This is a genomic window from Kribbella sp. NPDC104218 (assembly GCF_055584105.1).
Window position 1 is genome coordinate 1,699,689 of sequence record NZ_JBVJMQ010000001.1, and the last position, 14,186, is coordinate 1,713,874.

11 protein-coding genes are annotated in these 14,186 nt (G+C 69.2%); 4 read left to right on the plus strand and 7 right to left on the minus strand.

Features of this window, described 5'->3' with window-relative positions; translation table 11 throughout:
- Nucleotides 1-36 precede the first annotated feature (36 nt).
- The gene (locus ACZ6ZD_RS08155; RefSeq protein ID WP_465669622.1) at nt 37-552 is read left to right on the plus strand and encodes a methyltransferase domain-containing protein; all 516 of its coding nucleotides are present in this window, start codon (nt 37-39) and stop codon (nt 550-552) included.
- On the opposite strand, the gene ACZ6ZD_RS08160 is transcribed toward ACZ6ZD_RS08155, so the two are convergent.
- A complete protein-coding gene (locus ACZ6ZD_RS08160) occupies nt 545-1,654 on the minus strand; it encodes an MFS transporter (protein ID WP_465669624.1) in 1,110 nt (369 codons plus the stop codon). The two genes, ACZ6ZD_RS08155 and ACZ6ZD_RS08160, sit on opposite strands and share 8 nt — an antisense overlap.
- Before the next feature lie 108 nt (nt 1,655-1,762).
- Between ACZ6ZD_RS08160 and ACZ6ZD_RS08165 the strand changes: the two genes are divergently transcribed.
- On the plus strand, nt 1,763-2,656 hold the full coding sequence (locus tag ACZ6ZD_RS08165) for a LysR family transcriptional regulator (protein ID WP_465669626.1): 894 nt from the start codon (nt 1,763-1,765) through the stop codon (nt 2,654-2,656).
- On the opposite strand, the gene ACZ6ZD_RS08170 is transcribed toward ACZ6ZD_RS08165, so the two are convergent.
- On the minus strand, nt 2,646-3,794 hold the full coding sequence (locus ACZ6ZD_RS08170) for an NAD-dependent epimerase/dehydratase family protein (protein WP_465669628.1): 1,149 nt from the start codon (nt 3,792-3,794) through the stop codon (nt 2,646-2,648). The genes ACZ6ZD_RS08165 and ACZ6ZD_RS08170 overlap by 11 nt on opposite strands.
- A gap of 130 nt (nt 3,795-3,924) precedes the next feature.
- On the opposite strand from ACZ6ZD_RS08170, the gene ACZ6ZD_RS08175 reads away from it, so the two are divergent.
- Complete coding sequence (locus ACZ6ZD_RS08175) at nt 3,925-4,353, plus strand: GtrA family protein (RefSeq protein WP_465669630.1); 429 nt, start codon at nt 3,925-3,927, stop codon at nt 4,351-4,353.
- Here ACZ6ZD_RS08175 and ACZ6ZD_RS08180 read toward each other — a convergent pair.
- Nucleotides 4,283-6,427, minus strand: coding sequence for a glycosyltransferase family 2 protein (locus tag ACZ6ZD_RS08180; protein WP_465669632.1), 2,145 nt, complete (start codon nt 6,425-6,427; stop codon nt 4,283-4,285). The two genes, ACZ6ZD_RS08175 and ACZ6ZD_RS08180, sit on opposite strands and share 71 nt — an antisense overlap.
- Nucleotides 6,403-7,302 carry an NAD-dependent epimerase/dehydratase family protein gene (locus ACZ6ZD_RS08185; protein WP_465669634.1) on the minus strand — a complete coding sequence of 300 codons (900 nt, stop codon included), beginning with the start codon at nt 7,300-7,302 and terminating at the stop codon, nt 6,403-6,405. Before ACZ6ZD_RS08185 ends, ACZ6ZD_RS08180 begins: the two co-directional genes overlap by 25 nt.
- Nucleotides 7,303-7,572: 270 nt before the next feature.
- On the opposite strand from ACZ6ZD_RS08185, the gene ACZ6ZD_RS08190 reads away from it, so the two are divergent.
- On the plus strand, nt 7,573-11,472 hold the full coding sequence (locus ACZ6ZD_RS08190) for a GH92 family glycosyl hydrolase (RefSeq protein ID WP_465669636.1): 3,900 nt from the start codon (nt 7,573-7,575) through the stop codon (nt 11,470-11,472).
- Between the two features lie 21 nt (nt 11,473-11,493).
- Here ACZ6ZD_RS08190 and ACZ6ZD_RS08195 read toward each other — a convergent pair whose 3' ends face one another.
- The 3 genes from ACZ6ZD_RS08195 to ACZ6ZD_RS08205 all read right to left on the minus strand — a co-directional run bounded on the left by ACZ6ZD_RS08195 (nt 11,494) and on the right by ACZ6ZD_RS08205 (nt 14,095).
- Nucleotides 11,494-12,219: a hypothetical protein gene (locus ACZ6ZD_RS08195; RefSeq protein WP_465669638.1), complete on the minus strand. Its 726-nt coding sequence runs from the start codon at nt 12,217-12,219 to the stop codon at nt 11,494-11,496.
- Nucleotides 12,216-12,728, minus strand: coding sequence for a SigE family RNA polymerase sigma factor (locus ACZ6ZD_RS08200; RefSeq protein WP_465669640.1), 513 nt, complete (start codon nt 12,726-12,728; stop codon nt 12,216-12,218). Before ACZ6ZD_RS08200 ends, ACZ6ZD_RS08195 begins: the two co-directional genes overlap by 4 nt.
- Nucleotides 12,729-12,997: 269 nt before the next feature.
- Nucleotides 12,998-14,095 carry a mannosyltransferase family protein gene (locus tag ACZ6ZD_RS08205; RefSeq protein ID WP_465669642.1) on the minus strand — a complete coding sequence of 366 codons (1,098 nt, stop codon included), beginning with the start codon at nt 14,093-14,095 and terminating at the stop codon, nt 12,998-13,000.
- Nucleotides 14,096-14,186 lie beyond the last annotated feature (91 nt).

The following is a 14,186-nucleotide window of genomic DNA, read 5'->3' on the forward strand; positions in this document are numbered from 1 at the left end:
TGACCTCAGGTGCACCTGAGGTTGCACGGTGGGCTCATGGAACTCGAGGTCACCGATCCGGAGAAGTCCACCGACCTGCCCGAAGCCGACGGGTCGGTGGACAGCTACTCCGCGCACCGGCTGTTTCATCAGCTCGAGGACCCGGCCCCGACGGTTGCGGAGGCCTATCGGGTCCTCCGCCCCGGCGGCCGCTTCACTGCCCGCGGCCCGGACTTCGGCTTCCTGCTGATGGACAGCTCCGACCAGGACCTGACGGACGTCGTCCTGCTCGGCCTGGAGTCGCGATCGGTGGCGCCCCGCGCGATGCGAACGCTGCGGGAGCTCCTCCTGGACGCCGGGTTCCGGGACGTCGAGGTCATCGTCGACAGTGAGGTCGTCACCGACCACGACGTCCTCGCGGAACGGCTGGCGACCGCAGCGGACGCCGCCGTCCAGAAGGCGCTGATCACGCGGGCGGACGCCGATGACTGGCTGGCCGAGCAGGCCGACCGCGGCCGGCGGGATCGGTTCCTCGCGATCCTGCCGACGCTGGTGGTGAACGCGGTCAGATGAGCAGACTGACCACGATCGACGGCAGGCCCATCCCGAGGTAGGCGATCACGAAGAACGTCGCCAGGACGCCGGCCCGGGACGCCGGGTCCGCCGCCGACACCGCCTCGGCGACCGCGCTCTTGAAGAGCAGACCGGCCCCGGCGCCCGCGAGCGTCGCCGCGATCAGCAGCAACCACAGCGCCGGAAACGCGAGCGAGACCCCAGTCAGGACCAGGCCGATCGGGAACAGCGTCGAGCCAATACGCAGGATCCGGTCCCGCGGCACCCGGGCCAGCGCCAGCTGCGCGACCGCGGACGCCGCGAACACGACGAACGGAGCGAGCGCGGCGACGAAGTACGACGTCACGCCGAGCTCCCGGCGGACCACGATCACACCGAGCGACGAGAACAGGCCCATCACCGCGAAGGCGGTCGCGCCGGTCAGAGCGGCCGCGGCAAAGGCCCGCTGCTGCCCGTCCCGCAGGGCGAAGCGAATCGGCGGCTCCTGCTCGGCAAGCTCGGTGTCCACGGTCTCCGGGCTCGACAGCACGAGCGCGAGCAGCCCGATCATGAGGACGCCGAGAACGACGTACGGCGTCCGCAGCGGGTACGGCGCCCATTCGCCCAGCGCGCCCGCGATCAGCGGACCGAGGGCGAGGCCGCCGAGGTTGCATGCGGTCGCGACCAGCGCGGGGAAGGCCGTGGTGGACTCCGGCCGGGCCTCGCGGTAGAGGTCGGTCAGGTAGGTGGTCGCGGTACAGGCCATCAGGCCGATCGCCACCCCGGTCAGCACCCGGCCGAGCAGCAGGGCCGGCAGCTGCGGCCAGATCGCGAGGATCGCGTCCGCCAGGATTCCGATCAGCAGCGCTGGGACGATGATGCGGCGGCGGCCGAGGCGGTCGGACAGGTGCCCGAAGATCCGCAGGCTGATGCCGGCGCCGAGCACCATCACCGCGAAGGCGACCGTGACGGTGGTCGGCCCGAAGTGGTCGCGGGCCTGGTAGAGCGGCCACAGCGGCGTCGGCGCGGTGCCGAACGCCATCAGGGCGATGAAGGCCGCGGCGACGAACCAGAAGCCGGTCAGATGCCGGGTGCTGGTCGGCCGCGAGGCAGTGATGGTCATCGGCAACCTCTCGTAGTTGAGTTCTCATCCATCTGAACTCACGGTCGGCGCCGAGCGGTAGTAGCTTTGGTGGGACTGATACAGATATTTTCCATCTCCAGGAGAGATATGGAGCTCCGGCACCTTCGCCATTTCGTCGCGCTCGCCGAGGAGCGCAGCTTCACGGCGGCCGCCCAGCGCGAGCACATCGTGCAGTCAGGTCTGTCGACGTCGATCCGCGCCCTGGAGAAGGACGTCGGCGCGCTGCTGTTCGTCCGCGGCACCCGTCCGATCCGACTGACCGCGGAGGGGCAGGCCCTGGTCCCGTCGGCCCGGCGGACGCTGGAAGCGGCGGCTGCGGCCCGGCAGACGGTTCAGGAGGTGCACGGCGTCCTGGCCGGGCGGTTGCGGATCGGTGCCCTGCAGAGCACCGGGCACACGCTCCCGTTCGCCAGCTGGCTCGCCGAGTTCTCACTCGCGCACCCGCGGGTCGAGATCGCGATTCGGTTCACGGCCGCCTCAGAGATGGTCGACCAGGTGCTCGACGGCAGCCTGGACATCGCGTTGGCGGCGCTGATCAACGACGAACCGGCCGGGCTGGACGTCGTACCGCTGCTCGCCGAGCCGCTGATGCTCGCCTGCCCGGCCGGTCATCCGCTCGCCGGCGCCGCGGCGGTCCGGCTCGACGAGCTGATCGGGGAACGGTTCGTCGAGGCTCCGCCGGAATGGTCGATCCGTGCGGTCATCGACGACGCCTTCGCCGCGGCCGGGCTGCGGCGGCAGGTCGCGGTCGAGGTCAACGAGTGGAGTATGGCGCTCGATCTGATCGCGGCCGGCGCGGGTGTCGCACTCGTCCCGGAGGGGCTCGACTTCGGGCTGCACCCGCGCTCGACCGACACCGTCCGGCTGGTGCCGCTGACCGGCGTCCAGCTGGATCGGCGCGTCGATCTGGTGTTACCCAGCGGGCATGCGGCGACGCCCGCCGCCCGCCGGTTCGCCGAACTCGTCCGGGCTAGGGTTTGAGCTTCCAGCGCACGGTCGGCAACAGTGCGCCGTGGTCGACCCGATCCTTGTTCAAGGCAACAATGTCGAACATCGACTCGATCAGCGTGTCGGACAAGAGATGCGGCTGCAGGCCGAGGTCGACCAGGCCGGTGTGTTTGACGTTGTAGTAGTGCTCGGCCTGCTCGACGCGCGGGTTCTCCAGGTGCTCCACCTGGACCGGGCCGGGGAACGCCTCGGCGACCAGCTCGGCGAGCCGGCTCACCGAGTAGCTCTCGGTCATCTGGTTGAAGACCCGGAACTCGCCTTGTTCCGCAGGGTTTTCCACCGCCAACCGGATGCACTCGACAGTGTCCCGGATGTCGAGGAAGCCGCGCGTCTGGCCGCCGCTGCCGTACACGGTGAGCGGCTCGCCCAGCACCGCCTGGATGACGAAGCGGTTGAGCACCGTGCCGAAGACGGCGTCATAGTCGAACCGCGTCGCCAGCCGCGGATCCTGCACGGTCTGGTCGGTCTGCTGGCCGTACACCACACCCTGGTTGAGATCGGTGACGCGCAGCCCCCAGATCCGGCAGCCGAACTCGAGGTTGTGCGAGTCGTGCACCTTGCTCAGGTGGTAGAACGAGCCGGGTTTCTTCGGGTACAGCATCCGATCGGTCCGCCCGTTGTGGGTGACTTCGAGCCAGCCCTCCTCGATGTCGATGTTCGGCGTCCCGTACTCACCCATCGTGCCGAGTTTGACGATGTGGATGTCCGGGTTCGCCTCGGCGACGGCGTACATCAGGTTCAGCGTGCCGATCACGTTGTTCTGCTGGGTGTAGACGGCGTGCGCCCGGTCGATCATCGAGTACGGCGCAGCCCGCTGCTCGGCGAAGTGCACGATCGCGTCCGGCGCGAACTCGGCCAGCACGCGGTCGATCAGCTCGGCGTCCAGCAGATCGCCGACGTACGACGTGATCGTGCGCCCGGAAAGCTCTTGCCAGGCGGCCACCCGGGTCTCCAGGTCGGCGATCGGGACGAGGCTCTGGACGCCGAGCTCGCGGTCGTAACCGCGGCGGGCCAGGTTGTCGAGGACGGCGAGCTCGTGGCCGCGGTCCGACAGGTGTAGCGCGGTCGGCCACCCGAGGTAGCCGTCACCGCCCAGGACGAGTACGCGCACGACTCGGCCGCCTTCCGTAGGGATGCTGACACTGTCAGTCCTATCCCGGGTACCCACCGCGCTAACCGGGAACGAGCTGGTAATTGGCTGAGAATTCGCTCCGTCGCGGCCCAGGTGCACAATGGCTGATGTGTTACAAGACCGATGGTTGCTGTGGGCGAAGTACTCGGCATCCTCCGTGATCTCCACCGCGGTGAGTCAGGTCGCGTTCGCGATCTGTTACTGGTTCGGCCTGATGCCGTTGCTGGCCACCGTCATCGCGTGGGTGGCCGGCGGGATCCCGAACTACGTGCTCAGCCGGCGCTGGGCCTGGGGACGCCGGGGCCAGATGTTGCCGTACGCAATCATCGTGGTCGGGAACGCCGCGATCGCCGCGCTGGTCACGAGCCTGACCGACCACGCCGCGCAGGCCTGGATCGACTCCCGGTTCTGGCAGACGATCCTGGTCAGCGGCTCCTACTTCTTCACGTTCGCGGCGCTGTTCGTGGTCAAGTTCTGGCTGTTCGACCGGTGGGTGTTCGCCGCCCCCGAGCCCGAACGTACTCCCGTAGCCAGGTAGTCAGCATCACCCGCGCGTAGTTGGCGCCGTACACCACGCCTGGCCCCTTCTTGCTGGTCCCGTCACCGCGCCTGCGCATCGTCATCGGCAGCTCGACCACCCGCGCGCCCCGAGCCAGTACGCCGAGCAGCAGCTCCGACGACTGGTACTGCGGCTCACGCAGCGTCACCGCCGTCGCCAGCTCGGCCCGCATCGCCCGGAAGCCGAACGACGTATCCGTCAACCGCTGTCTGGTCAGCACGGAGGCCAGTACGGCGAACACCCGGACGCCGAGCCACCTCAGCCGACTGTCGGCGTCCTCGCTACCCAGCCGTCGTGAACCGGTCACGAAGTCCGCTTCGTCGTCCAGAATCGGCCGCAGCAGGGTTTCGAGCTCGTCGTTGTCGTACTGGCCGTCCGCATCGGTCGTCACGATGTAGTGCGCGCCGCCGGCCGCGGCCACCTGGTAGCCGAGCCGGAGCGCCGCGCCCTGCCCACGGTTGGTGGTCGCCTCGCAGACGTAGGCTCCGGCCGCGCGGGCCACGTCGGCCGTGCCGTCGGTGGCTCCGTCGACCACGACCAGTACGTCGACCGGCATCCCGGCGCAGGTCTTGGGCATGCTGCGCAGCACCGGACCGATGCCGTCGGCCTCGTTGTAGGCAGCGATCACGACTACTACCGGGGCGAAGCTCGCGCTGATGGCTGCTTTGGCATCCACCTCGTCGGGGTACGGCGCCAGCGGCGGCCGTGCCTGGTCCTTGCCGAGGAGCGCGCGCAGCGCGATCGCTCCGGCGAGTGGGAACAGCACGAGGCCGGGCAGCTGATACCGCCACGAGAACTCGAACGCCGCCGAACCGAGCAGCAGGATCACGCCTGCCGCCGCCGGAAACAGCGCCGCGGCCCGCAGCTCCCTCGCCCGGGCTGCCGCGACCAGAGCGAGCAAGGCGCACAGAGCGAGCCAGACGCCCGAGGTGTAGCCGCCGTGCAGTTGGTAGGCCCTCAGGACCGCAGCTGGCCCGTGGACGACGTGCGGCTCCTGGCCGCCCCACTGCACCGCGGCCTTGGCGGTGTTGGGGTCCTGCAGGTTCGGATAGGTCAGCTGGAACTGCCAGCGCTCCAGCGGGACGTCGTCGGGTGAGGTGGTCCGGGTGGGCGCGAAGCCCTTGGCGAAGTCCTTCAGCGCCGCCCAGGTGACGTCGAGCGGTTGGTGCCGGATGACGAGTCGGGCGAACTCGGTCGCCAGCTCCTGCTTCGTCGTACCGGGCGGCAGCGGGCCGGGCCAGTTCGGATCGCCGTAGCGGTTGTGGGCGTACTTGTCGACGCCGAGGCGTTGGCCTAGCGGCTCCTTGGGACAGAAGAGCTTGGTTCCGTCGTTCAGCGGCAGTTTGGCGCAGTCCGCGACCACTGCGGTCCGGCCGTAGAGCACCTGGTTCTCAGCGCCGGTGAAACCCCAGCGACCGGTCTCCGCGTGGAAGTACGCCGCGTAGGCGCCGAACACCACAGCAAAGCCAGCCAGCGCAGCCAGCACCTGTCGGCGGGCAACTAGGAGCAGGTAGAGCACTACGGCGAGGACGAGCGTCAGACCGATCGCTCGGACCGCAAAAGCCGCGCCGATCAGCAGACCGGCAGCGGCCGCCAGCTTCCAGCCCGGTGCGCCCCAGCCGAGGAGTAGCCAGAGGACTGCGACCAGCAGGACGTCGAACAGCGTCTCCGCCATCACGTTCTGCTCGATCTGGACCTGGTAGGCGTCCAACAACAGTGGTGCGGCCGCCAGCGCGGCCAGCCAGCGGTAGACGGTCAGCCGCCGGGCCAGCGCGTAGATGGCGATCCCGAGCAACAGCCCGACGAGGTGCTGGACGATAACGACGAGCGTCGTCCCGCCGAGGGCGACCAGCGGGCGCAGGACGATCGAGTACCCGATCGGGTTCAGCTGCTCCGGGCTGAGCCGCTCCATGTTGGTCAGGTACTGCACGGAGTCCGTGTAGATGATCCCCGGCTGGTACGCGATCGTCGCGAGCACGCGCAACGCCGTCCCCAGCAGGAGGAGGACGGCGAGCAGCCAGTGCCGCCTCAGGTGCGCTGAAAGTACTGCCATGTCCGCGCGAGCCCGTCCTCGAGCGACACCGTCGGCGCGTAGCCGAGGTCGTTCGTGATGTCCACGATCACGGCGGGCATCTCGCCGGCCGGCGCCTCGATGTGCTCGACCGGCACCGCCTTCCCGGTCGCCACTCGGACCGCCTCGACCATCTCGAGAACCGACACCGACCGGCCGGAGCCGATGATCGCGCGTCCGTCGTACTTGGTGTCCACAGCGCGCAGTACGCCGTCCACCACGTCGTCCAGGTAGACGAGGTCGCGGCGCTGGCTCCCGTCGCCGTACACCTGCACTCCGGTGTCGCTGAGCGCCGCCCGCATCATCCGCGGCACGAAGCTGTCCTTGTGCGACATGCCCGGCCCGTAGACGTTGGTCAGCCGCAGCGCCGCCGCAGCCAGCCCATAGCTCCCCGAGTACGCCGACAGCAGCATCTCCCCGGCCGCCTTGGTCGCCCCGTACGGCGTCAGCGGCCGCAGCGGCAGGTCGGTGCTGATCGTCGCCGACCCGATGTCACCCACAACCGCGTTCGTCGACGCCAGCACGAAGCTCTCCACCCCGCTCCCCCGCGACAACTCCAGCAGCACCTGCGTGATCGCCAGATTCTGCGCGAAGGTCTGCATAGGCGCGTCCACCGACCGCAGCACCGAGGTCAGCGCCGCCAGATGGACCACCGCGTCCGGCCGCGTCTCGAAGGCCCCGATGCACACCTCCTGGTTCGCCAGGTCGCCGGTTACAACGTGTACCCCGTCGTCCCACGACGCATCCGCCGGCTCCCGGTCCACCGCGGTCACGGCCACCCCGCGCTCCCGCAGCGCCCGCACCACCGCCCGCCCGATGAACCCCGCCGCCCCGGTCACCAGAACTCGCTCCGCCATGACGGCCAACCTACCGGGGCCGGCCCAACCGTGAAGTACCCGGGAACGGCCCGCGACAGGGTCTTGACCAAGAGTCGTCAGGATAGGCAGGATCGCCCGTGAACGCGGGCTGACAACCTTGTCATCGGGGCCGCGCCATATGTCGTGCAAGGAGCGTGGATGAATCTCCGCCGCCCATTGGGGCTCATCACGTCTGCAGCTTTGGTTGCCACAATGGTCACCAGCGTGACCGCGGCCCACGCCGTCACAACGACCGCAGAGGAGCAACCGGTGACCACCGGTGCCTCGTTCTACACCTCGTTCGAGTCCGGGCAGCCACAGCCCGGCTACACCGACACCGTCGAGACCGGCCGGGACGGCAAGCCCCGGACGGACGGCGTCCGCGGGCCGACCCCGACCGGGATCGGCGGCAGTGAGATGGACAAGGTCACCAAGGTGACCGCGAACGGCGAGAACGCCGGGTCCGGTGAGATCGCCAGCAACGCCGCGGACGGCGACAAGTTCACCAAGTGGCTGGTCTTCGAGAAGACCGGCTGGCTGGTCTACGAGACGTCGGCGCCGGTCGTGATCAAGAAGTACGCGCTGACGTCGGCCAACGACGCCGACGGGCGCGACCCGCAGAACTGGACGATCCAGGGCTCGGCGAACGGCACCGACTGGACCGTGCTCGACACGCAGACCGGTCAGAGTTTCGAGGGCCGGTTCCAGACCAAGGAATACAGCTTCGCGAACGAGACGGCGTACAAGTTCTTCAAGCTCGACGTCACGCTGAACCACGGCGAGAACATCGTCCAGCTGGCCGACTGGTACCTGTCGAACGGCGCGCCGCTGCCGCCTCCGGGCCCGGTCGTCGAGTCCCGCCTGGACTCCGGCCCGACCAGCGCCTACAACGCGCGCGCCCGGGTCGGCTTCACCGGCGTCAAGTCGTTCCGGTACGCCGGGCACCACAACGCCGAGGGCCGGGGCTTCACCTGGAACAAGATCTCCGACGTCGACCTCAAGGTCGGCCGGGACACCCGGTTGTCGTACAAGATCTTCCCCGAGCACACCGAGGGCGACCTCAGCTACCCGAGCACCTACGCCGCGATCGACCTGGCGTTCTCGGACGGGACGTACCTGAGCGACCTGCGCGCCAAGGACCACCACGGCTTCGGGCTGAGCCCGCGCGGTCAGGGTGACGCCAAGGGCCTGTCCACGAACCAGTGGAACAACGTCGAGGCCGACCTCGGCAAGGTCGCGGCCGGTAAGACGATCAAGCGGATCCTGATCGGCTACGACAAGCCGTCCGGCCCGGCCGACTTCCGCGGCTGGGTGGACGACATCCGGATCGCGGCCGCCGTCAACCCGGACCACGCGGCCCAGAAGACCGCCGCCAAGCACCCGTCCGACCTGGCGTTGACCACCCGCGGCACGAACGCGACCGGCGGCTTCTCCCGCGGGAACAACTTCCCGGCGACCGCCGTCCCGCACGGCTTCAACTTCTGGACGCCGGTGACGAACGCCGGCTCCCGCTCCTGGCTGTACGACTACGCGAAGGGCAACAACGCCGACAACAAGCCGACGATCCAGGCGCTGTCGATCAGCCACGAGCCGAGCCCGTGGATGGGTGACCGGCAGACCTTCCAGGTGATGCCGCAGACCTCCGCGACACCGACCGCGAGCCGGACGGCGCGCGCCTGGTCGTTCAGTCACGACAACGAGATCGCCCGGCCGTACTACTACGGCGTCGAGTTCGACAACGGCAACGCGGCCGAGATCGCGCCGACCGACCACGCGGCGATGCTGCGGTTCAGCTTCCCGAAGGGCGGCGCGTCGCTGGTCTTCGACAACGCGACCAACGAGGGCGGCCTGAGCCTCGACCCGGAGACCGGGATCGTCACCGGCTTCAGCGACGTCAAGAGCGGCCTGTCCACCGGTGCCGGCCGACTGTTCGTGTACGGCGTCGTCGACCAGAAGGTCGTTGCCTCCGGCAAGCTCTCGAACGGCGGCGGCGCGAATGTCGGCGGGTACTTCGGTTTCGACCCGAAGGTGACGCAGGTCCAGCTCCGGCTCGCGACCTCGCTGATCAGCACCGCGCAGGCGAAGAAGAACCTCGACCTGGAGCTCCCGGCCGGGTCGAAGTTCGGCCGGGTGAAGGACGCGGCGCAGGCGCTGTGGGACGCCAAGCTGCGCACGATCGAGGTCGAGGGCGCGACGGCGGACCAGCTGACCACGCTGTACTCGAACCTCTACCGGCTGTTCCTCTACCCGAACAACGGCTCGGAGAACACCGGCACCAAGTCGAAGCCGGTGATCACCTACGCGTCGCCGACGTCGCCGAAGGTGGGCGAGGACACCCCGACCGAGACCGGTTCGAAGATCGTCGCCGGTCAGACCTATGTGAACAACGGCTTCTGGGACACCTATCGCACGGTGTGGCCGGCGTACTCGCTGTTCGCCCAGGACACCGCGGCCGACCTGGTCAACGGCTTCGTCCAGCAGTACAAGGACGGCGGCTGGATCTCCCGCTGGTCGTCCCCGGGGTACGCGAACCTGATGGTCGGGACGTCGTCCGACGTCGCCTTCGCGGACGCGTACCTGAAGGGCATCAAGGGGATCGACGTCCAGGCCATGTACGACGCCGCGGTCAAGAACGCGTCCGTCGTCCCGCCCTCGCAGAACGTCGGCCGCAAGGGGATGGACCTGTCCACCTTCCACGGCTACACCGCGAACAGCACCGGTGAGGGCTTCAGCTGGTCGATGGACGGCTACATCAACGACTACGGCATCGCGAACCTGTCGAAGGCGCTGTACGTCAAGGCGAAGAAGAACGACCCGCGCAAACAGGAGTACCTGGACAACTACAAGTACTTCCTGAACCGGGCCCGGAACTACGTCACGCTCTACGACCCGACGGTCGGCTTCTTCCAGGGCAAGAACCCGGACGGCTCCTGGGGTACCTCGCCGAACCTGTTCGACCCGCGCGACTGGGGTCACGACTACACCGAGACCAACGCCTGGAACATGGCGTTCTCGACCCCGCAGGACGGCGCCGGCCTGGCCGCGATCTACGGCGGCCGCGACGGTCTGGCCAAGAAACTCGACGAGTTCTTCTCGACGCCGGAGGACGCCCTGCACCCGGGCGGCTACGGCGGCACGATCCACGAGATGCTCGAGGCCCGCGACGTCCGGATGGGCCAGTACGGGCACAGCAACCAGCCCTCGCACCACATCGCCTACATGTACGACTTCGCGGGTCAGCCGTGGAAGACGCAGGAAAAGGTGCGCGAGGTGCTGAACCGGCTCTACCTCGGCTCGGAGATCGGGCAGGGGTACCCGGGTGACGAGGACAACGGCGAGATGTCGGCCTGGTACCTGTTCAGCGTGCTCGGCTTCTACCCGCTGCAGGTGGGCTCGCCGTCGTACGCGATCGGCGCGCCGCTGTTCACCAAGGCGACCGTCCGGCTGCCGAACGGTAAGAAGCTGGTCGTCAACGCGCCGGGCAACAGCGCGAAGAACCTGTACGTCAAGGGCGTCCGGATCAACGGCAAGAAGTGGACCTCCACCAACCTGCCGCACGACCTGATCGCGAGCGGCGGCCGGATCGACTTCGAGATGACCGACCGCCCGTCGAGCTGGGGTACCGGCCGCAAGGACGCGCCGCCGTCCCTGACCACCCCCGGCGAGGACCCGAGCACCTGGCGGGACTCCACCTCGGACGACGGCGCCGTTGTCGCGTCGGGCACCGCGGACGTCTCCGCGCTGACCGACAACGACACCAAGACGCAGGTCACGCTGACCGGCGCCAAGCCCACCGTCACGGTCGCCCTCCAGCAGGGCCGCCCGGTCGGCATGTACACCCTGACCAACGGCACGACCGGGACGGCGCCGTCCAGCTGGGTGCTCGAAGGGTCGAACGACGGCGCAACCTGGTCGACCGTCGACAAGCGGACCGGGGTGACCTGGCCGTGGACGTCGTACACCCGGTCGTTCGCCATCGCATCGCCGAAGGCGTACACGCAGTATCGCCTGGTCCTGACCGGCGGCGCCGAGGGCGTCACGCTGGCCGAGCTCGAACTGCTCGGCACGCTGAAGGGCGTCGAAACCGGCACGCACCCGAGTGACAAGCGAGCCGCCGCTGCCCGGCCGACCCCGACCCCGTCGCAGTCGATCGACCGCAACTACGGCTGAGTGAACTCGCCGGTTCCTGCCCTACCCCCGGTGGCGGCAGGAACCGGCGAACTTCAGCAGGGTCTCCTCGTCCCATCCCAGCGTGGTCGCGTTGTTGGTCACGACGATGACGCGCGCACCGGTTGTGCTCTGCCGGACGAACACCTCGCGTAGCCCGTCGCTCTTCGGGCCGGGGGTGATCACGGCGTCCTTACTGCCGGCCTTGACGTGCGGCAACTCGGTCCACGGGACGCCGAACTTGTCCGGCACCAAGCCGTTCCCCTCGTCCCGCATCATCGCCCAGCGCAGCGTGATGTGGTCGTCGTTGTACTGCTGGTGCGACTTGGGCAGCTTGGAATCGTACAGCTGGACCTGCTCGTACTCGCCGCCGACAAGCAGCTTGGCGGTCCAGCCGAAGGGGACCACATTGCAGGTGAGCCCGCCCGGGAAGTTCGTCGTCTGTGCCGCCAACGGCACGTAGGACTTCGCAGCGGTCGGCCGGTTCGTCGGTTCGGTCGTCGGTTGGCTCGTCGGTTGGCTCGTCGTGCCGACGACCTCCGGGAGGGTGTTCGCGGTCGGGCCACCGGGGAACACCGCCCAGGCGATGCCGATCACGGCGGCGGTGGCCACGGCGCCGGCGCCGATCCCGGCGAACCGGCGGCGGCGGACGGCACGGCGGCCGCGATCGAGGTCGGCGGTCAGATCGGCGTCGGTGACGGCCGGCTCCGCACCCGCTGCCTCGTCGAGGAGAAACTTGAGGTCGGTCATCGCAGGCTCTCCAGGGTCTCGAGGGAGTCGTGCAGGAGATCGCGCATCGTCGCGAGCGCTCGGGATGTCTGGGACTTGACCGTGCCTTCGGTGCAGCCCATCAGCTCGGCAGTCGTCCGGACGTCGAAGTCCCGGAAGTACCGCAGCACCACGACCGCGTGCTGCCGCCGGGGCAGTTTGCCGAGCGCGTCGAGGACGGTGAGCCGCTCGGCCGGATCGCCACCGGTCGGCGGCGCGGCGTCGTACAGGCGCTCGGTCGACGACTCCCGCCGCCGCCACATCCGCCGCCGCTCGTCCAGGAACGCGTTGATCAGGATGCGGTCGGCGTACCGCTCCGCACCCTCCTCCCGGCGGATCTTCGCCCAGTGGACGTAGAGCCGGGTCAGCGCGACCTGCACCAGGTCCTCGGCCCAGTGCGCGTCCCCCGACGCCAGTAGCCGCGCCGTCCGCAGCATCCGGCCCCGGTGCGCGGTCACGTACTCGAGGAACTCCGCTTCGCGATCGCTCACGGTCCGCCCTCCCTTGTCGGTGATCTCACCCTGCATCTACTGGGTGCGGCCACCTGGAGGTTGCAAACGAAAATCGGGCGGCGTCCGGATCGCCCGGACGCCGCCCGCTGGTCCAACCGGCGGAGCCTGCCCCTGAGAGGTTCCGCCGGAACTTGAGGAGGGGTGGCGGTCCCCGCCCGGACTACCACCCCTTCACCCCTAACGACGGACCAACTCCGCGCCAGGTTGCCTTCCGGGTCAAAGAGTCCACATCGCGGACAATTGACCGCTCAGCCGGCCCAGCGGCCGGTCAGGAACGCGGCGGCCCAGAGGGCGGCCAACGGGATCGCGAGGGTCAGGTAGAACCGCCCGGCCCAGCGGTTGCGGTGGACGAGGACGGCCAGGCCGATCCAGAGCGGCCACCACAGGAGCGTGGCCCGGGTCAGCGAGTAGATCCAGAACGAGGTGCAGAAGGCGCCGATGGTGGCGGCGACCCAGGTCGCCTCACCCCAGGACCGGCGCCAGAGCAGCCAGACGAGCAGGGCGAGGCCGACGAAGAGCGCGACCAGCTCGGCCCGGAACATCCACGTCCAGTCGCTGCGGTCACCGGCGAAATGGCCCCGCGACGCCGCCTCGAATGTGTGCACGAGCGACGTCCAGGGCCAGGTGAACTCGCGCGCCCAGCCCTTCTCCTGCGCCTCCTGCCAGGCGAACCACGAGCCGTGGATCTCCTTCAGGTAGGCCATGAACCCGAGCACCGGGACGGCCGGGACCAGCAGCCAGGGCGCCGACGGCCAGTCGCGCTTCTTCGACGTCACGAACTCGACGAGGAGCGCGAAGATCAGGAAGAGCCCGGAGACCCGGACCGTCGCGGCCAGCGCGACGAAGATCGCGGCCCGGGCCCAGCGGCCCTGCCGCGCGGCCAGCCAGGCCGGGAACGCGAACGCGCAGAACAGCGCCTCGGTGTACCCGGCGGCGAGGAACACCCCGACCGGAGCGGCGTACCAGACCAGGGCGGCGTTCGGCCCGAGGTTCTTGAGCTCGGGGAACTCGTACTGCGCCAGACGGGCCAGGTAGACACCGGCGACCAGGCTGGCGACCGCGGAGACGGCGATGCCGGCGCCGACGTACCCGATTCCGGTCCAGTTGACGACGTGGACGAGCAGCGGGAAGCCGGGGAAGAACGCCGCCAGCGGCGCCTGGGACGGCTCGCCGTTGTTGTACCCGAACTGGGCGACCGCGTTCAGATGCCAGACGTCCCACTGCAGCCAGGCTTTGCGGACGTCGGGGTAGTCGGCGCCGCGGTTGAACAGCAGCGGCGCCGAAACCGACACCAGCACGAGCGCGACCCGGGTGAGCAACCACCACCCGAGCACCTCGCGAGTCATCGCGGCCGGTAACCACCGCCGCAGCCCTGCCCCCTCCACCCGCGCCCGCCGCGCGCGCCCACCCCTGGGCGCGTCGGCAGCGGGCTGCTGC

Excerpts from the sequence above, each read along its gene's own strand:
- ACZ6ZD_RS08155 (WP_465669622.1), top strand. The coding sequence starts at position 37 with ATGGAACTCGAGGTCACCGATCCGGAGAAGTCCACCGACCTGCCCGAA.
- ACZ6ZD_RS08160 (WP_465669624.1), bottom strand. The coding sequence starts at position 1,654 with ATGACCATCACTGCCTCGCGGCCGACCAGCACCCGGCATCTGACCGGC.
- ACZ6ZD_RS08165 (WP_465669626.1), top strand. The coding sequence starts at position 1,763 with ATGGAGCTCCGGCACCTTCGCCATTTCGTCGCGCTCGCCGAGGAGCGC.
- ACZ6ZD_RS08180 (WP_465669632.1), bottom strand. The coding sequence starts at position 6,427 with ATGGCAGTACTTTCAGCGCACCTGAGGCGGCACTGGCTGCTCGCCGTC.
- ACZ6ZD_RS08185 (WP_465669634.1), bottom strand. The coding sequence starts at position 7,302 with ATGGCGGAGCGAGTTCTGGTGACCGGGGCGGCGGGGTTCATCGGGCGG.
- ACZ6ZD_RS08195 (WP_465669638.1), bottom strand. The coding sequence starts at position 12,219 with ATGACCGACCTCAAGTTTCTCCTCGACGAGGCAGCGGGTGCGGAGCCG.
- ACZ6ZD_RS08205 (WP_465669642.1), bottom strand. The coding sequence starts at position 14,095 with ATGACTCGCGAGGTGCTCGGGTGGTGGTTGCTCACCCGGGTCGCGCTC.